General features: G+C 68.4%; 15 protein-coding genes and 1 pseudogene. 7 read left to right on the top strand and 9 right to left on the bottom strand.

All coding sequences use genetic code 11. The annotated features are described in order from the left end of the window. From VFR90_RS13565 to VFR90_RS13580, 4 genes are all read right to left on the bottom strand, one after another. Nucleotides 1–423: alpha/beta hydrolase (locus VFR90_RS13565; protein WP_326406679.1), on the bottom strand; the 423-nt coding region annotated here is incomplete at its 3' end. Between the two features lie 127 nt (nt 424–550). Further along, nucleotides 551–1,378: a proteasome-type protease gene (locus VFR90_RS13570; RefSeq protein ID WP_326406680.1), complete on the bottom strand. Its 828-nt coding sequence runs from the start codon at nt 1,376–1,378 to the stop codon at nt 551–553. After that, complete coding sequence (gene mutS / locus VFR90_RS13575) at nt 1,375–4,005, bottom strand: DNA mismatch repair protein MutS (protein ID WP_326406681.1); 2,631 nt, start codon at nt 4,003–4,005, stop codon at nt 1,375–1,377. The genes VFR90_RS13570 and mutS overlap by 4 nt, the downstream gene beginning before the upstream one ends. A gap of 120 nt (nt 4,006–4,125) precedes the next feature. Further along, nucleotides 4,126–4,482, bottom strand: coding sequence for an HNH endonuclease (locus tag VFR90_RS13580; RefSeq protein ID WP_326406682.1), 357 nt, complete (start codon nt 4,480–4,482; stop codon nt 4,126–4,128). A gap of 437 nt (nt 4,483–4,919) precedes the next feature. Here VFR90_RS13580 and VFR90_RS13585 point away from each other — a divergent pair, with 437 nt between their 5' ends. Next, a complete protein-coding gene (locus tag VFR90_RS13585) occupies nt 4,920–6,434 on the top strand; it encodes an ATP-dependent nuclease (protein ID WP_326406683.1) in 1,515 nt (504 codons plus the stop codon). A 146-nt stretch (nt 6,435–6,580) separates the two neighbouring features. After that, nucleotides 6,581–7,051, top strand: a pseudogene (locus VFR90_RS13590) (DUF2127 domain-containing protein). On the opposite strand, the gene VFR90_RS13595 reads toward VFR90_RS13590, so the two are convergent. From VFR90_RS13595 to VFR90_RS13605, 3 genes are all read right to left on the bottom strand, one after another. Next, nucleotides 7,040–8,170 (bottom strand): extracellular catalytic domain type 1 short-chain-length polyhydroxyalkanoate depolymerase, encoded by a 1,131-nt coding sequence (locus VFR90_RS13595; protein ID WP_326406684.1) that lies wholly within the window; start codon nt 8,168–8,170, stop codon nt 7,040–7,042. The pseudogene VFR90_RS13590 and the gene VFR90_RS13595 overlap by 12 nt on opposite strands. A 136-nt stretch (nt 8,171–8,306) precedes the next feature. Then, the gene (locus tag VFR90_RS13600; RefSeq protein ID WP_326406685.1) at nt 8,307–9,080 is read right to left on the bottom strand and encodes a ferredoxin--NADP reductase; all 774 of its coding nucleotides are present in this window, start codon (nt 9,078–9,080) and stop codon (nt 8,307–8,309) included. A 27-nt stretch (nt 9,081–9,107) separates the two neighbouring features. Next, nucleotides 9,108–10,121, bottom strand: coding sequence for an inositol monophosphatase family protein (locus VFR90_RS13605; RefSeq protein WP_326406686.1), 1,014 nt, complete (start codon nt 10,119–10,121; stop codon nt 9,108–9,110). Between the two features lie 151 nt (nt 10,122–10,272). Here VFR90_RS13605 and VFR90_RS13610 point away from each other — a divergent pair, with 151 nt between their 5' ends. Both VFR90_RS13610 and cysE read left to right on the top strand, forming a co-directional pair. Further along, a complete protein-coding gene (locus VFR90_RS13610) occupies nt 10,273–10,998 on the top strand; it encodes an RNA methyltransferase (protein ID WP_326406687.1) in 726 nt (241 codons plus the stop codon). Nucleotides 10,999–11,044: 46 nt separating this feature from the next. Next, nucleotides 11,045–11,815: a serine O-acetyltransferase gene (gene cysE, locus VFR90_RS13615; RefSeq protein WP_326406688.1), complete on the top strand. Its 771-nt coding sequence runs from the start codon at nt 11,045–11,047 to the stop codon at nt 11,813–11,815. A gap of 79 nt (nt 11,816–11,894) precedes the next feature. Here the strand turns inward: cysE and mog are convergent, their stop codons facing one another. Then, complete coding sequence (gene mog / locus VFR90_RS13620) at nt 11,895–12,485, bottom strand: molybdopterin adenylyltransferase (RefSeq protein ID WP_326406689.1); 591 nt, start codon at nt 12,483–12,485, stop codon at nt 11,895–11,897. A 4-nt stretch (nt 12,486–12,489) separates the two neighbouring features. Continuing rightward, nucleotides 12,490–13,065, bottom strand: coding sequence for a ribosome biogenesis factor YjgA (gene yjgA / locus VFR90_RS13625; RefSeq protein WP_326406690.1), 576 nt, complete (start codon nt 13,063–13,065; stop codon nt 12,490–12,492). A 102-nt stretch (nt 13,066–13,167) separates the two neighbouring features. Here yjgA and pmbA point away from each other — a divergent pair, with 102 nt between their 5' ends. From pmbA to VFR90_RS13640, 3 genes are all read left to right on the top strand, one after another. After that, entirely contained in the window at nt 13,168–14,535 is a 1,368-nt protein-coding gene (gene pmbA, locus VFR90_RS13630; RefSeq protein WP_326406691.1) for a metalloprotease PmbA, read from the top strand. Nucleotides 14,536–14,627: 92 nt separating this feature from the next. Continuing rightward, on the top strand, nt 14,628–15,710 hold the full coding sequence (locus tag VFR90_RS13635; protein WP_326406692.1) for a TRAP transporter substrate-binding protein: 1,083 nt from the start codon (nt 14,628–14,630) through the stop codon (nt 15,708–15,710). 103 nt (nt 15,711–15,813) lie between these two features. After that, nucleotides 15,814–16,908 (top strand): TRAP transporter substrate-binding protein, encoded by a 1,095-nt coding sequence (locus VFR90_RS13640; protein WP_326406693.1) that lies wholly within the window; start codon nt 15,814–15,816, stop codon nt 16,906–16,908. Nucleotides 16,909–16,930 lie beyond the last annotated feature (22 nt).

Raw genomic sequence — 16,930 nt, forward strand, 5'->3', positions numbered from 1 at the left:
GAGGCTTTCCCAATACTGGCGGCGCCGCCGGCTCACCGTCGACGGCGAGAAGCGCCGCAGCACGCGCGGCCGCTCCTGCGCCCAGCGCAGCACGCGCGCGCGCCAGCCGGCGATCACCGGCGAATCGAGCAGCACGATGCCGCGCGCGAGCTCCGGCCGCTCGAGCGCGAGCATCAGGCCCAGGAAGCCGCCGAGCGAATGGCCGACGAGCACCGCCGGCTCGCCTGGCGACTGGCGCTCGACGAAGGCGATCAGCTCGTCGCGCAGGTGCGGCCAGTTGCGCGACACCGGGAACGCCGGGTCGTGCCCGATGCGCGGCAGCGCGCTCACCTGCCAGCCGGCCTCGCGCCAGCGCTCGAAGAGCTGGCGGTAGCTGCCGGCGGGAAAGCCGTTCGCGTGTGAGAAGACGATGCGACGCGTCACGGTTCGAACAACTTCGCCATCGCTCGATCAAGCGCAGCTCCAACCCAGCGGCCGCCGCGGATCCGGCTTCGCCGGGCCGCCAGCGGCGCCCGCCCGAGAAGGAGCGGCGAAGCCGCAACGGGGGTGATCAAACTATTTTTTCGTCCGAGTTGCGGATCTTGCGCATCGGCTCGTGCCGCATCGATTCGACCCGCAGCGGATGTGCCGCCGCGCCGTGGCCGTCCCATTGCGGCGCGTCGAGGCTCTCGAACACGTCGCGCAGGCGCTGGCCCCAGCTGCCGTGGATCATGCGGAAGTACGGGTTGTGTTCGTCGATGCAGACGATCTGGTCGCTGTGCAGCTCGCCGGCGCGGTAGACGAGCAGGTCCAGCGGCAGGCCGACCGACAGGTTCGACTTCAGCGTCGAGTCCATCGACACCAGCACGCACTTCGCCGCGTCGTCGAGGCTGGTGTATGGCGTGATCACGCGGTCGAGGATGGGCTTGCCGTACTTGCTCTCGCCGATCTGGAAGTAGGGCGTTTCGCGCGTGGCCTCGATGAAGTTGCCGGCCGAGTAGACGAGGAACAGCCGCATCGACTCGTTGCCGATCTGGCCGCCGAAGATCATCGTCGCGTTGAAGTCGATGCCGGCCCGCTTGAACGACGGGCCGTCCTGCTCCTGCACGCGGCGCACCGCGGCGCCGAGCACGCGCACCGCGTCGAACATGCTGCGTGCGTTCCAGATGGTCAGCGGCTCGCCGACGCCGTCGTCGATCTTCTCGACCTGCAGGATCTCGCGCACCGATTGACTGATGCTCAGGTTGCCGGCCGAAAGCAGCACCATGAAGCGGTCGCCGGGGCGCTCGTAGACGATCATCTTGCGGAAGGTCGCGATCGCATCGAGCCCGGCATTCGTGCGCGAGTCGGAGAGGAACACCAGCCCGGCATTGAGGCGCACGCCGACGCAATAGGTCATGAAGCAATCTCGCGGCTGTCGATCAAGGTTTTCTTGAGGCGGTAGAGCGCTTCCAGCGCCTCGCGCGGGCTCAATGTATCGGGTTCGATGGCGGCCAGCTGCTGCTCGACGGCGCTCGGCGCGGCGCTTGCCACGGCCGGCGGCACGGCGAACAGATCGACCTGCGCCTCGCCCGAGCGCTGCTGCGCTTCCAGCGCGACGAGCGTCGCCTGCGCCTGCCGCACCACCGAGCCCGGCATGCCCGCGAGCCGCGCCACCTGCACGCCGTAGCTGCGGCTGGCGGGGCCGCTCTGGATCTCGTGCAGGAAGACGATCTCGCGGCCCGCGCTGCCGCCGGAACCCTCCGCCGCGCTGACGTGCACGTTCAGCGCGCCCGGGTGCTTTTCGGGGAACGCGGTCAGCTCGAAGTAGTGCGTCGCGAACAGCGTGAACGCGCGGTTCCGGTCGTGCAGGTGGCTCGCGATCGCGCCGGCCAGCGCCAGTCCGTCGAAGGTGCTCGTGCCGCGGCCGATCTCGTCCATCAGCACCAGGCTGTGCTCGGTGGCGCCGTGCGCGATGGCCGCCGCCTCGGTCATCTCGAGCATGAAGGTCGATTGCGCGTTGGCCAGGTCGTCGGCCGCGCCGATGCGGGTGTGGATCGCATCGATCGGCCCGAGCCGGCAGCGCTTGGCCGGCACGTAGGAGCCGATCGACGCGAGCAGCACCGCGAGCGCGACCTGCCGCATGTAGGTCGATTTGCCGCCCATGTTCGGGCCGGTGATCACGAGCATGCGCTGCTTCGCGTCGAGCCGGCAGTCGTTGGCGATGAAGGCGCCGCGGCCGGTTTCTGCGAGCCGCGCTTCGACGACCGGGTGCCGGCCCGCCTCGATCTCGATGCAGGGGTGGCGGCAGAACTCGGGCCGGCACCAGCCGAGCGTCTGCGCGCGCTCCGCGAGCGCCGCGAGCGCGTCGAGCGCGGCCAGCGCGCGGCCGGCGCGGGCAAGCGCCGGAAGCTGCGGCTGGAGCGCATCGAGCACGCTTTCGTACAGCAGCTTCTCGCGCAGGAGCGAGCGCTCCTGTGCCGACAGCGCCTTGTCCTCGAAAGCCTTCAGCTCCGGCGTGATGAAGCGCTCGGCGTTCTTCATCGTCTGGCGGCGCCGGTAGTCGGCCGGCACCTTCGCGGCCTGGCCCTGCGTCACCTCGATGAAGAAGCCGTGCACGCGGTTGAACTGCACGCGCAGGTTCGCGATGCCGGTGCGCGCGCGTTCGCGCGCTTCGAGGTCGAGCAGGAAGGCGTCGCAGTTCTGCGCGATCGAGCGCAGCTCGTCGAGCTCGGCATCGAAGCCGGCGGCGATCACGCCGCCGTCGCGCAGCAGCACCGCCGGCTCGTCGGCGATGGCGCGGGCGAGCAGCGCGGCGATCGAGGCGTCGGGATGCAGATCGGCTGCGAGCTGCGCAAGCAGCCCGCCGGCCGCCGGCAGCGTCGCGACCAAGGCCGGCAAGGCCGCAAGCGTCGCGCGCAGCCCGGCCAGTTCGCGCGGGCGCGATTGCCGCAGCGCGATGCGCGAGGTGATCCGCTCGACGTCGCTGATGCCGCGCAGCGCTTCGCGCAGCGGCTCGAAACCGTGCTCGATCAATGCCGCGATCGCCGAGTGCCGCGCGGTCGCCGCCTCGCGCGCGCGGGCCGGATGCGTCAACCAGTGCCGCAGCGCGCGGCTGCCCATGCCGCTGCGGCACACGTCGAGCAGCGACAGCAGCGTCGGCGCCTCTTCGCCGCGCAGCGTGCGCACCAATTCCAGGTTGCGCAGCGTCGCCGGCGGCAGCTCGATCAGGTCGGCGCAGCGCTCGACGTTCAGCGTGTCGATGTGCGCGAGCGCCCGGCCCTGCGTGTGCTCCGCATAGCCGAGCAACGCCGCCGCGGCGGCATGCGCCAGCGCCATCGCCTCGGCCTGGAAGCCCGCGAGGCCGGCGACGCGCAACTGCTCGCACAGCCTGCGCACGCCGAGCGCCGCGTCGAACTGCCAGGCCGGCCGCGGCGTGAGCGCGCGGCCGTCGAGCGCGGGCACCGTCGCGCCGGCCGGTACCAGGATCTCCGCCGGCTCCAACCGCGCGACCCAGCCGGCCAGCTCCGCCGCCGAGCACTCGGCGACGCCCAGCGTGCCGCTCGCAAGCCCCAGCCAGGCGAGCCCGAAGCCCGAGCGATGCACCTGCAGCGCAAGCAGCAGCGTGTCGGCGCGTTCGGGCATCAGCTCGCTGTCGGTGACGGTGCCGGGCGTCACGATGCGCGTGACCTTGCGCTCGACCGGGCCCTTGTTCGCACCGACCTCGCCGACCTGCTCGGCGATCGCGACCGACTCGCCCAGCTTCACCAGCTTCGCGAGGTAGCTCTCGAGCGAATGCGCCGGCACGCCGGCCATCACCACCGGCTCGCCGGCGCTCTGGCCGCGCTGCGTCAGCGTGATGTCGAGCAGCCGGTGCGCGCGCCGCGCGTCGTCGTAGAACAACTCGTAGAAGTCGCCCATGCGGTAGAGCACGAGCGTGTCGGGATGCGCGGCCTTGATGCGCAGGTACTGGCCCATCATCGGCGTGTGGGCCGAGACATCGGGGGCCGTGGCGTCGATCGGCGGCAGCGCAGGCGGGGTCTTCATGGGGCGGCGGTGCGCCGTCGGGCCGTGGGCCGCGAGGCGGGGCGTGATTGTGACGAAGGCGGTGGCCGTCACTTCCTGCGCAGGCGTGCGGGCTGTCAACGCCGCATGAGCTGGCGAGCCTTATCGCCCGCGCAAGCGCGTGCTCCGGCGCGTGCGCTCGTGAAAGTCATCCGGCTTCGTACGCACCCATGCGACGAAGCGCGCGATGTCCGGATGCGCCCGCAAGGCCTCGACGTGGTGAAAGCTGCGCGCCAGCTCGGCCTCGGTGAACAGCGCGTGGATCTGGCGGTGGCAGATGCGATGCAACCAGGCGGTCTGCGTGCCGCCGTGGGACTTGGGGATCAGGTGGTGTGCGTCGCGTTGCGAGGCGGGGATGGGGCGGGAGCAGAGGGGGCAGATCGGGTGAGAGGGGGTGGGCGGCGATTGCCGCGCGGCGTGGGCGGCTTGGGCGCGGAGGCGTTTGATGTGGCCTTGCATTCGGGGGGCGATTGGAGCTTGCGCGCGGTGGTGTTGAACATCTGCGGGCATTCGTCGGGGGGGCATCGACGACCGCAATGCGGCGGTTCCCGCCGGTCGACGACGAACCGTAACCGACGGGTATCAGACGCTAGCGGTCCTTGAAGATTGCGCCCGCTCGCCGTTCAGAGGTGCTGCTTCCAATGCACAGCCGAGACTGCGGGATCATTGCGAGACGTCGCCACACGAATCACCAGTGTCTTGCGCGACCGATGTGGGACTCGACCCCTAGGGCGAAGTGCAGTTTGGGAGTTCCAACACCGACACGCAGACATTCAATGCATCGACGCAAAGGGCCACCTAATGGCGCCTAGCGCTGACTGCGTTTGCGGCCGTGGTGTGAACGTTTGCTACATTCGATAGAATCCTTCTTGGGGGCATAAGAAGGAGGAGGCTAAATGGCTACCAAGGTCACGATTACAAACCTAAAGTCAATCAAGAAGCTTGAGTTCGACGTACCGACAAAAGGTGCGTTCATCGTCACCGGCGCTAATGGCTGCGGAAAGACTTCACTGCTTACTTGCCTTCACCGCATTGGAAACAGATTTGCGTTTCAGACTGGTCTGCCGGGAGGCCGACAACTGTCTGGTATTGATGGCCTTGTTGACGCCACGATTCACTACCTCATCGATAGCAAAGAGGTGTCATATCGCTACAACCGGATTCGCTGGTCTGCGACGCCAAAGGCAAATTCACAGCTTGTAGCGAAAGCGTTCAGTGAGGTGCTGTTCTTGAAGGCTGACTCTTCGCGTGTAGAGCCAACGCAAGAAGACTTGAAGGGCGCCAAGAAACTGGCCGCTGACGAGGCACTGCGCGCCTTCATGAATGCGGTATTCGACACAACCAAGTTCAATTTGCTCTTCAAGATCAACTTAAGGGGAAGAGGAACCGCCGCTCACCTCATCGATAAGACCCAGCCAGGGGACAAGAAGAAATCGTGGTACTCGGAGAAGGCGTTTAGTCTTGGTGAACTGTGCGTGATGCGACTGGGTCAGAAATTGCTCAAGATGAAGCAACAAGGGCTGTACATCGTCGACGAGTTTGAAATGGCCTTGCACCCGGCCGCGCAAGTGCGCCTGTTTAATGAGATTGAGAAGCTCGCAAACGGTGTCAATTGCACTGTTCTTGTATCCACTCACTCCGCAAGTTTGATCAAGAGCGTTCGGCGGAAGGACATCATCTATCTTGAGAACAACGATGGCGAAGTCACCGTCCACCGCAACGTCTATCCAACGTTCGCTTTGCAACACCTTGCACTAGGTGAGGAAACATCGCCTGACAAGCTGATCTTTGTTGAAGATGTGGCTGCAAAGCAATGTGTTGAAGAGTTGCATCGACTGCACCTCATAAGCGTCGAGCACGACAAGAGCATTCCATCTGTGATGGTGGCCGTCATTGGAGGCTATCTCGAAGTGCTTCGATTCCTTGAGCGTAGCGGGGCGTTCGTGCCTCCAATGACCAATAGGCAAGCTGCGCTCGATGCCGACTCTGCGGAGTTCTGTGACCCACCAAAAGCGGTGGCAGGGCAGCCAATACCCCCACTAAACACCCTTCAGGAGCTTTTCCGTCGACTTAGTCCTAACGCGTCCTACCTTCCGTGGACACCGGAGGTTGGCTTTTGTGACATGCTTCGAGGCGACGTGAACCAACATCGCCTGGGCATCCAGCACTTCACGACTACGAACAATCTAGTGATCCCTGTCGCTACCGCAAATGCTCATGTAGCTTTAGCCGGTGGGGCGAAGCGAAAGAGGTGCAAGCAAACGGTGGATGAAATTGCTAGCCAGATTGCAGTTAAGAGAGCATGGGCACCGGACCGCTCGCAGGAAGCATTGATGAGCTACTTCGTCAACGAGTGGTCTAAGGCGAACGATGCCGCGGCAAAAGCTTTGTGCGGTCGCTTGTTCGCCTAGTTCTTCTCACGAGAGCGTTGATTGCCTAGAGCAGATCAAGAGCAGCCGCCTTTCGGAGCACAAGCGGCGTTGCGCATGGCGGCCAAGGCCACCGTGTCAAACGAGATGCACTAGCCCCCCCTGCCCATCTCTCCCACCTCACCGCCATCCGCCTCGTCGCCACCTTCGAAGCCCTCAAAGGCGCCCTCGTGCTCCTCGCCAACTTCGGCCTCCTCGGCCGCGACGTGCAGCGCGTCGCCTATGCCCTGGTTCAGCACCTGCACCTCAATCCGGCCAAGCGCCTGCCGCAGGTCTTCCTCGAAGCCGCGAGCCACGTCGACGACCGCGGGCTGCTGATGCTGGCGTGACTGGCGATGCTCTACGCGCTGCTGCGCCTCGTCGAGGCGTATGGCCTGTGGCGCGAGCGCAGCTGGGCCGAATGGCTCGCGGCGGCGAGCAGCGGCATCTACCTGTCGTACGAGATCGCCGAACTCGCCGCGCGCGTGACGCCGCTGCGCATCGTCGTGACCTTCTCGGCCAACCTCATCGTCGTCGGCTTCATGGTCTGGCGGCTCGTGCTGCGCGCGCGGCGCGGCGCGCCGGCGGCATCACCAGGCGCGCAGGGGCTATCGCTGTAGCTGCAAGAAAAACCGAACGATCTCGGCCGAGGCGTCCGGGCCGCTCACATCGGTGTAGCTGCCCGCAGCGCTGCCGCCTGCCCAGGCGTGCTCGCCGCCGTGGATCACCCATTCCTCCACCACGGTGCGGCCCGACTCGTCAGCGAACTCGGTCGTGGTGCAGCGGCGGCGCGCGGTGGCGGGCGTCTCGACGCGCAGCACGCGCTCGAGCGGCGCGCCCTGCTGGCCTTCGAAGGCCGCGACCGCGTCGCGCGCGATCGTCTTGCCGTTGGCGATCACCACTGTCGTGTCGGCGTCGCCGTGGAAGACGATCGTCGGCACGCCCTCGCGCGCCGGGCCGCGCGGCGTCGGCGTGGCCGGCAGCTTGGCGCGGCGGCCCTTCATCGCGGCGAACGCCGAGGGCACGTCGTGCGCAATGCCCGCGGGCAGGCCCGAGTGCGCGGCAACCCCGGCGAAGAGCTCGGGGTGGTTGCGGCCGAGCAGCACCGCCATCGCCGCGCCGGCCGAGAGGCCCGCGACGAACACGCGCCCCGGCTCGACCGCATGCTGCTCGGCGATCGCGCCCACCATGCCGGCGATCAAGGCCGGCTCGCGGCCGTCACGGCCCTGCTGCGCGGGCTCGAACCAGTTCCAGCAGCGCGCGCCGTTGGCACGCGCCGTCTGCTCGGGATAAGCGACGAGGAAGCCGTGCCGCTCGGCCAGTTCGTTCATGCGCGTGCCGGCCGCGAAGTCGTCGGGGTCCTGGGTGCAGCCGTGCAGCATCACGATCAGCGGCATCGGCTTCTCGTCGTGGCCGGCGGGCAGGTAGAGCTTGTAGTCGAGCGAGCCCTGGGCGCCCGTGTGGCGCGCCTTGACGAAGCTGCCGGTGCCGGGTCGAGGCGGCGCTTCGATCGTGCGACCGTCGGTGTCGATCACGCTGAAGCCCGAGGCGGCATCCGAGCCGGCCGGCGCGGGCCGTGCGGGCGCCGGAGCGCGTGGCGCCGGGCCGGGCGTGAGACCCGCGACCGCGAGCGCATCGTCGATGGTGGTTCGGATCGAGCCGAGCCGGGGCGCCTCGGCGGTCAGGCCCGCGGCCGTCAGGGCGCGGTCGATCGTTTCGGTGATCGCATGGAGGTTCAACGGGCGTCCTTCAAAGGTATGTTGCATTGCAGCAATCATGCCTTGCGCCCTTCCAGCGCGGCACGGCCTTCACAGGCCGCCCTGGGGTAGGACAGAGACCACACGCTGCGGCGCACCCGGCGCACGCACCACGCGTTCAGGACTCCGCAAACGCCCGTTCGATCACGAACTCGCCCGGCGTCGAGGTGTTGCCTTCCTTGAAGCCGCGCGTCTCGAGCGCGTGCTTCAGGTCGCGCAGCATCTCGGGGCTGCCGCAGATCATGACGCGGTCCTCGGCGGGGGCGAGGGTCGGAACGCCCAGGTCGGCGAACAGCTTGCCGGTTTCGATCAGCTCGGTGATCCGGCCCATCGTGCGGAAGCTCTCGCGGGTGACGGTCGGCACGTAGCGCAGCTGCTTCGCGATGGTTTCGCCGAGGAATTCGTGCTGCGGCAGGTGCTCGGTGAGCAGCTCGTGGTACGCCAGTTCCTCGACCTGCCGCACGCCGTGAACGAGCACGACTTCCTCGAACTTCTCGTAGGTCTGCGGGTCGCGAATGATCGCCATGAAGGGCGCCAGGCCGGTGCCGGTGCCGAACAGGTAGAGCCGCTTCGCCGGCAGGAGGTAGTCGATCAGCAGCGTTCCGGTCGGCTTGCGGCCGACGAGGATCGTGTCGCCCACCTGCACGTGCTGCAGGCGCGAAGTGAGCGGGCCGTCGGGCACCTTGATGCTCAGGAACTCGAGGTGTTCCTCGTAGTTCGGGCTCACGATGCTGTAGGCGCGCAGCAGCGGCTTGCCTTCGACCTTCAGGCCGATCATCGTGAAGTGGCCGTTCGAGAAACGCAGCGCCTGGTCGCGCGTCGTGGTGAAGGTGAAGAGGCGATCGGTCCAGTGGTGGACGCTCAGGACTTTTTCTTCGAGGAAGGCGCTCATGGTCGGGGCAGCGGAGGGCGTTTCGGTTCAGAACGGGGCTTCGTCGTCGTCGCGCGCGGGCTTGGCCGCGGCGGCGGCTTCCTTGCGGATGCGCACCGGCGGCTTGCGCGTCGGTGCGGCGGGTGCAGCCGCGGCGGCTTGCGGTTCGGCCTGGGCGGCAACGAAGGCGGCGGTCGCATCGCCCGCGTCGACGGTGGCTTCGCCCGGGGCCGGCGGCGCCGGTGCGACGGCATCGATCGTGCGCGTGTAGGGCTTGAGCAGGCCGACGAGCTGCGCGTAGACCTTCGGGTTGCCCGCGACGATCTCGCGCTGGTAGAGGAAGTCGCTTTCGCCGGTGAAGTTGCCGATCAGGCCGCCGGCCTCGGTGACCATCAGCGAGCCGGCCGCGACGTCCCAGGGCGACAGGCCGGTCTCGAAGAAGCCGTCGTACCAGCCGGCCGCCACGTAGCAGAGGTCGAGCGCCGCGGCACCGGGCCGGCGCAGGCCGGCGCACTGGCTCATGACCTCCTCGAACATCTTCAGGTAGCGCTTGAAGTTGTCGCCGCGGCGGAACGGGAAGCCGGTGCCGATGAGCGCTTCGGTGAGCCGCGTGCGCTTCGAGACGCGCAGGCGCTTGTCGTTCAGGAAGGCGCCGCGGCCCTTGCTCGCGATGAAGAGGTCGTTGCGCGCCGGGTCGTACACCACCGCCTGCTCGACCTTGCCGCGAAACGCCAGCGCGATCGAGGTCGCGTAGACGGGAAAGCCGTGGATGAAGTTGGTGGTGCCGTCGAGCGGATCGATGATCCAAAGGTATTCGCTGTCCTTCGCACCGCGCTCGCGGCCCGACTCCTCGGCGAGGATGCCGTGCCCGGGGTAGGCGCCGAGCAACACGTCGATCACCGCCTGTTCCGCCGCCTGATCGACCTCGGTGACGAAGTCGTTGTGGCCCTTGCGATCGACGGCGATGCGGTCGAGGTCCAGCGAGGCCCGGTTGATGATCGCCCCGGCCGCGCGCGCGGCCTTGACGGCGGTGTTGAGCATCGGATGCAGGGCTTGGGACATCGGTCGGGCCGCCCGCCGCAAAGGCGGGGCAGCAGGGCAGGCGGTGGCGGTGGGAAGGAGCGGGGGCCGAAGGCACGCGATCGCCGGCGTGCCGACAATCGGGCCGAACCCGAAGGCCGCGAGTTTATGCGGCTCCCTGCTTCGCCCCGCGATGAACACGCCCTCCCTCGATTCGACCCGCTTCGTCCTCGTCGGCACCAGCCATGCCGGCAACGTCGGCGCGGCCGCGCGCGCGATGAAGGTGATGGGCTTCGCCGAGCTGGTGCTGGTCGCGCCGCGCTTCGCGGACGTGGCTAGCCGCGAAGAAGCGGTCGCGATGGCCAGCGGCGCGGCCGACATCCTGGCGCGCAGCCGCGTGGTGCCGACCCTGGCCGAGGCGCTCGACGGCGTGCACCACGCCTGCGCCACCGCGATGACGCCGCGCGACTTCGGCCCGCCGACGCAGGCGCCGCGCGAGCTGCTGCCGCGGCTTGCGGCGGGCGGGCAGCGCGTCGCCTTCGTCTTCGGCAGCGAGCGCTACGGGCTCGCCAACGAAGACGTCTGGCGCTGCCATGCCTGCCTGAGCATCCCGACGCATCCCGACTACGGCTCGCTCAACCTCGCGCAGGCGGTCCAGCTCGTCGCCTACGAATGGCGCCAGGCGCTGGGCGGCTACCCGGTCGTCGCGCGCACGGCCGACGCGCGCCTCGCCGACGCCGCCGCGGTGCAGGGGTTGCTCGAGCACTGGCGACACGCGCTGGTGCACGTGGGCCACCTCGACCCGGCGGCGCCGAAGAAGCTGATGCCGCGGCTGAACCAGCTGCTCAACCGCGCGCAGCCGACCGAGGAAGAGGTTCACCTGCTGCGCGGGATCGCCACCACGCTGATGAAGCGGTGAGGTGGGTCTCCCTACACTCGCGCACCCCGACGAGTGCGCTCAAGCCATGCTCAGCCGACTGCGCGAAGACATCGACTGCATCCTCGAACGCGACCCCGCCGCGCGCAACGTCTTCGAGGTGCTGACCTGCTATCCCGGCCTGCATGCGGTGCTGATCCATCGCGCTGCGCATGCCTGCTGGCGCGGCGGCTTCAAATGGCTGGGGCGCGCGCTGTCGCACCTGGGCCGCTTCGTGACCGGCATCGAGATCCACCCCGGCGCGCAGCTCGGCCGGCGCGTCTTCATCGACCACGGCATGGGCGTCGTCATCGGCGAGATGGCGGAGATCCACGACGACTGCACCATCTACCAGGGCGTCACGCTCGGCGGCACCTCGCTCGTCAAGGGCGCGAAGCGCCATCCGACGCTGGAGCGCGGTGTGATCGTGGGCGCGAACGCCTGCGTGCTGGGGGGCTTCGTCGTCGGCGCGGGCGCGCGCATCGGCTCCGGCGCGGTGGTCACCAAGCCGGTGCCGGCGGGCGCGACCGCGGTCGGCAACCCGGCGCGCGTCATCGCTGCGCAAGACGACGTGCAGCGCGAGGCCGCCGCCGCCAAGATGGGCTTCTCGGCCTACGGCGTGACGCAGGGCGACGACCCGGTCGCGCAGGCGATGAAGGGCCTGATCGACCACGCCGCCGGCCACGAGCACCAGATCGCGATGCTGTGGAGCGCGATCGAGAAGCTCTCGCAGCGCAGCGCCGCCAGCGACTGCGTGCCGGAAGACGCGCAGAAGCGCGAGCAGTTCGACGCGGCGGCGCTGAACCAGCTGGTCAGGTAGCGGCCCGCACGCGCTTCAGGAGCGCGGCGCCGGCACCGCGCAGCTCTTCAAGAGCGCGGCGCCCGCACCGCGCAGCCCTTCAAGAGCGCGGCGCCCGCACAGCGCTCTTCGGCCGGAACGCCTTGCACACCTCGTCGCGCGTCTCGAGGTAGGGCCCGCCGATCAGGTCGATGCAGTAGGGCACTGCCGCGAAGATGCCGGGCGCCGGCGGGACCGCCTCGGGCAGGCCCTGCAGCGTCTCGGCGATCGACTTCGGCTGGCCGGGCAGGTTGATTACCAGCGTCTTGCCGCGGATCACCGCGACTTGCCGCGACAGGATCGCGGTAGGAACGAAGCGCAGCGAGATCTGGCGCATCTGCTCGCCGAAGCCGGGCATCTCGCGCTCGGCGATCGCAAGCGTCGCCTCGGGCGTCACGTCACGCGGCGCGGGGCCGGTGCCGCCGGTGGTCAGCACCAGCGCGCAGGCTTCGGTGTCGACCAGCTCCCGCAGCGCGGCGCTGATCGCTTCGCGCTCGTCGGGAACCAGGCGCGTCGCCCAGGTGATCGGGTTCTTCAGCGCGCGGCCGAGCCAGTCCTGCAGCGCCGGGATGCCCTGGTCCTGGTACACGCCTGCCGAGGCGCGGTCGCTGACCGAGACCAGGCCGATCTTCACCGCGTCGAGGGCGCTCATCGTGTCAGTCATTCGGCGCCTCGTCGGCTTCGCCGAGCGCCGTGCGCAGCCACTGGAACAGCTCGCGGTAGGCGCGGCCGTGGCGCGGCGTCACGCCGGCCGCCGGGTCGGCGGTGACGGAGTCGCGGCGGGCGTTGCGGATCAGGTTGCGAAGGTGCTGCGCGTCGCTCGCCGGGTGCTCGCGCACGAAGCGGGTGAGCGCCGCGTCGTCGGCGATCAGCTCGGCGCGCCAGCGCTCGGCGCGGTGCAGCGCGAGCGCGTCCTGCGCATGGCCGAGCTGGAAGGCGGCGACCGCCTCGCGGATCGCCGCCACCTCGCCGGCCGCCTCGGCCTTGCGCATCAGCTTGCCGAGGTACTGGATCTGGCGGCGCCGGCCTTCGAAGGTCCGGGTGCGCTGCGCCATCGCGATCGCATCGCGCAGCGATTCGCCGAGGCCGAGCGCATCGATGCGGGCATCGGGCAGCGTCATCAGCGCCTCGCCGAGATCCTGCAGCTCGTGCATCGCCTTCTTCTGCGCCGTCTTGCTCGGGCGTTCGGAGGGGTCGCGGTCGTCGCGGTCGGGGGCGAGAAGGGCGTTCACGAAGGGGTCCGTCGAAGGTCGCTGGCTATCATAGTTGCGAGCTTTTTCATCACCTCGGTCGGGCCCGTTCGCGGCGCGATCCCACCTCCGAAGACATCCTCCATGGCGACCGCTTCCCAAGGCTTCGCGTACAGCGCGGCGCAGTTCGAACAGCTGATCGACGATGCGCTGGCCTTCGCGCGCAGCCTCGGCACCAGCGACGCCGCAGCCGAGGTCAGCGAGGGCGCGGGCCTGTCGGTCTCGGTGCGCAAGGGCGACATCGAGACCGTCGAGCGCAACCGCGACAAGTCGCTGGGCGTCACCGTCTACCTCGGCCAGCGGCGCGGCAACGCGAGCACCTCGGACTTTTCCCGCGCGGCGCTCGAACAGACGGTGCGCGCCGCCTACGACATCGCCCGGTTCACCGCCGAGGACCCGGCTGCCGGCCTGCCCGAAGCCGACGACCTGGCCTCCCGCGAGGAAGCCGCGCTCGACCTCGACCTGTTCCACCCCTGGGCCATCGACGCCGAAGAAGCGGTGCAGATCGCGCTGCGCTGCGAGGACGCGGCCTTCGCGACCGACCGCCGCATCCGCAACTCCGACGGCTGCGGCGTCTCGGCCCAGCAGTCGCACTTCGTCGCCGGCAATTCGCGCGGCTTCCGGGGCGGCTATGCGAGCTCGCGGCACTCGCTGTCGGTCGCGCCGATCGCGGGCTCGGGCAACGACATGCAGCGCGATGCCTGGTATTCGTCGATGCGCGACGCGACCGAGCTCGCCTCGCCCGAGTCGGTCGGCCGCTACGCCGCCGAGCGCACGCTCGCGCGGCTGAAGTCGCGCAAGCTCAAGACCTGCGAAGTGCCGGTGCTCTACGAATCGACGCTCGCCGCCGGCCTGCTCGGGGCCTACGTGCAGGCGGTCAGCGGCGGCGCGCTCTACCGCAAGGCGAGCTTCCTGCTCGACAGCCTCGGCCAGCCGATCTTCCCCGAGCACATCGACGTCGACGAGACGCCGCACACTCGCAAGGGCAAGGCCAGCGCGCCCTTCGACGACGAGGGCGTGCGCACCCGCGACCGCCGCGCCGTCGAAGGCGGGCGCGTGGCGGGCTACTTTCTTTCGAGCTATTCGGCGCGAAAGCTGGGCCTGCGCACCACCGGGCACGCCGGCGGTTCGCAGAACCTCGCGCTGACCAGCCGGCTCACGCAGGCCGGCGACGATCTCGACGCGATGCTGCGCAAGCTCGACCGCGGCCTGTTCGTCACCGAGCTGATGGGCCAGGGCGTCAACGCGGTAACCGGCGATTACTCGCGCGGCGCCGCAGGCTTCTGGGTCGAGCGCGGGCGCATCGTGCATCCGGTGCACGAGGTGACGATCGCCGGCAACCTGCGCGAGATGCTGAAGAGCATCGTCGCGATCGGCGCCGATGCCTACACGCTGGGCGGCAAGACGATCGGCTCGGTGCTGATCGAGCGCATGAAGGTCGCCGGAAGTTGAGCCTTCCCGGGTAAACGAGGGCCGCATGCGGCCCTTCGGTGGCATCGGCCTTGCACCAGGGCACGCTCCTCGGCAGTACGGAGAGCGTCTCGATGCAACGTCGTTCCTGGATCCAGGGTGCCGGCCTCGCCGGCGTGCTCGCGGCGGGTGCCGCGCCGGCCATCGTCCACGCGCAGGCGAACATCCGCTGGCGGCTCTCGTCGAGCTTCCCGAAATCGCTCGACACCTACTTCGGCTGCGCCGAAACCTTCGCGAAGAAGGTCGGCGAGATGTCGGGCGGCAAGTTCCAGATCAGCGTGCACGCGCCTGGTGAACTGGTGCCCGCGTTTGGGGTGGTCGATGCGCTGCAGAACGCCACCGTCGAGTGCGCGCACTCGGCCGGCTACTACTTCTTCGGCAAGGACGAGACCTTTGCGCTCGGCTGCGCGATCCCCTTCGGCCTGAACACCCGGCAGATGTCGGCATGGGTCTACGAAGGCAACGGCCTGAAGCTGATGCGCGAGTTCTACGCCCGCTACAACATCGTCAACTTCCCGGGCGGCGCCACCGGCGCGCAGATGGGCGGCTGGTTTCGCAAGGAGATCAACTCGGTCGCCGACCTGAAGGGTCTGAAGATGCGCATCGGCGGCTTCGGCGGCAAGGTGCTCGAACGGCTCGGCCTCGTGCCGCAGAACATCCCGGGCGGCGACATCTACCCGGCGCTCGAGAAGGGCACGATCGACGCGGCCGAGTGGGTTGGCCCCTACGACGATCAGAGGCTGGGCTTCAACAAGATCGCGCCGCACTACTACTACCCGGGCTTCTGGGAGGGTGGGCCGTGGTTCGAGTTCTACGTGAACAGCAGGGCCTGGGATTCGCTCGGCACCGACTACAAGGCGATGGTCGAGGCGGCGGCCTCGCATGCGCACATCGACATGCTCGCGAAGTACGACGCGAAGAACCCGATCGCGCTCAAGCAGCTGGTCGGCGGCGGCACCAAGCTGCACGCCTTCCCGGCCGACGTGATGACCGCCTCGTTCAAGGCCGCGATGGAGTTCTATGCCGAGCTGTCGGACCGGAACCCGAACTGGAAGAAGGTCTACGAGGACTACGCACGCTTTCGCGGCGAGGAGAACGTGTGGTTCCGCTTTACCGAGGCGACTTTCGACCGCTTCATGCAAAGCCAGCGGCTCTGAATCCGCAACGACCCCCACGGGGTTAGCCCGCGGGGGGCGCGCGAAGGCCGGCTCCTAGAATTTTTGCGGTTCGAACACGCAAGACTTCAGAGGAGACCGATCCATGGAACGTCGTTCCTTCGTCCGCTCGGCCGCGCAGTTGGGTGGTCTGGCCGGGGTGCTCGCCGCGGGCGCCGCGCCGTCGATCGTGCATGCGCAGGCCAACGTGCGCTGGCGCATCGCGTCGAGCTTCCCGAAGTCGCTCGACACGATCTTCGGCGCCGCCGAGGTGTTCTCGAAGAAGCTCGGCGAGATGTCGGGCGGGAAGTTCCAGGTGTCGGTGCACGCGGCCGGCGAGCTGATGCCGGCCTTCGGCGTCGTCGACGCGGTGCAGAACGGCACGGTCGAAGGCGCGCACACCGCGCCCTACTACTTCTTCGGCAAGAACGAGACCTTCGCGCTCGGCTGCGCGATCCCCTTCGGCCTCAACTCGCGCCAGATGACCGCGTGGATGTACGAGGGCGACGGCCTGAAGCTGATGCGCGAGTTCTACGCGAAGTACGGCATCGTCAGCTTCCCCGGCGGCAACACCGGCTCGCAGATGGGCGGCTGGTTCCGCAAGCAGATCAAGTCGCTGGCGGACCTGAAGGGCCTGAAGTTCCGCATCGGCGGCTTCGGCGGCAAGGTGCTCGAGCCGCTGGGCGTCGTCGCGCAGAACATTCCCGGCGGCGACATCTACCCCGCGCTCGAGAAGGGCACGATCGACGCGGCCGAGTGGATCGGCCCCTACGACGACCTCAAGCTCGGCTTCAACAAGGTCGCCGGCAACTACTACTACCCCGGCTTCTGGGAAGGTGGCCCGCAGCTCGACTTCTTCTTCAACCAGAAGGCCTACGACGCGCTGACGCCCGACTACAAGTCGATGGTCGAGGCCGCGGCCTCGCATGCGCATGTGGAGATGCAGGCCCGCTACGACGCGCGCAACCCGGTCGCGTTGAAGCAACTGGTTGGCGGCGGCGCCAAGCTGCACCAGTTCCCGGCCGACGTGATGAACGCGGCCTTCAAGTCGGCGATGGACCTCTACGCCGACATCTCCGGCAAGAACCCCGACTGGAAGAAGGTCTACGAGAACTACTCGAAGTTCCGCGCCGAGCAGAACGTGTGGTTCCGCTTCACCGAGGCGACCTTCGACCGCTTCATGCAGTCGCAGAAGCTCTAGGCGCCAGCGTTGCGGCCGGCGC

It is taken from the genome of Methylibium sp. (assembly GCF_035762065.1).
In the GTDB taxonomy this organism is placed as follows: Bacteria; Pseudomonadota; Gammaproteobacteria; order Burkholderiales; family Burkholderiaceae_C; genus Methylibium.

Coding starts and splice junctions, on each gene's coding strand:
- VFR90_RS13570 (WP_326406680.1), bottom strand. CDS start 1,378: ATGACCTATTGCGTCGGCGTGCGCCTCAATGCCGGGCTGGTGTTCCTC.
- mutS (WP_326406681.1), bottom strand. CDS start 4,005: ATGAAGACCCCGCCTGCGCTGCCGCCGATCGACGCCACGGCCCCCGAT.
- VFR90_RS13580 (WP_326406682.1), bottom strand. CDS start 4,482: ATGCAAGGCCACATCAAACGCCTCCGCGCCCAAGCCGCCCACGCCGCG.
- VFR90_RS13585 (WP_326406683.1), top strand. CDS start 4,920: ATGGCTACCAAGGTCACGATTACAAACCTAAAGTCAATCAAGAAGCTT.
- VFR90_RS13600 (WP_326406685.1), bottom strand. CDS start 9,080: ATGAGCGCCTTCCTCGAAGAAAAAGTCCTGAGCGTCCACCACTGGACC.
- VFR90_RS13605 (WP_326406686.1), bottom strand. CDS start 10,121: ATGTCCCAAGCCCTGCATCCGATGCTCAACACCGCCGTCAAGGCCGCG.
- VFR90_RS13610 (WP_326406687.1), top strand. CDS start 10,273: ATGAACACGCCCTCCCTCGATTCGACCCGCTTCGTCCTCGTCGGCACC.
- cysE (WP_326406688.1), top strand. CDS start 11,045: ATGCTCAGCCGACTGCGCGAAGACATCGACTGCATCCTCGAACGCGAC.
- mog (WP_326406689.1), bottom strand. CDS start 12,485: ATGAGCGCCCTCGACGCGGTGAAGATCGGCCTGGTCTCGGTCAGCGAC.
- pmbA (WP_326406691.1), top strand. CDS start 13,168: ATGGCGACCGCTTCCCAAGGCTTCGCGTACAGCGCGGCGCAGTTCGAA.
- VFR90_RS13635 (WP_326406692.1), top strand. CDS start 14,628: ATGCAACGTCGTTCCTGGATCCAGGGTGCCGGCCTCGCCGGCGTGCTC.
- VFR90_RS13640 (WP_326406693.1), top strand. CDS start 15,814: ATGGAACGTCGTTCCTTCGTCCGCTCGGCCGCGCAGTTGGGTGGTCTG.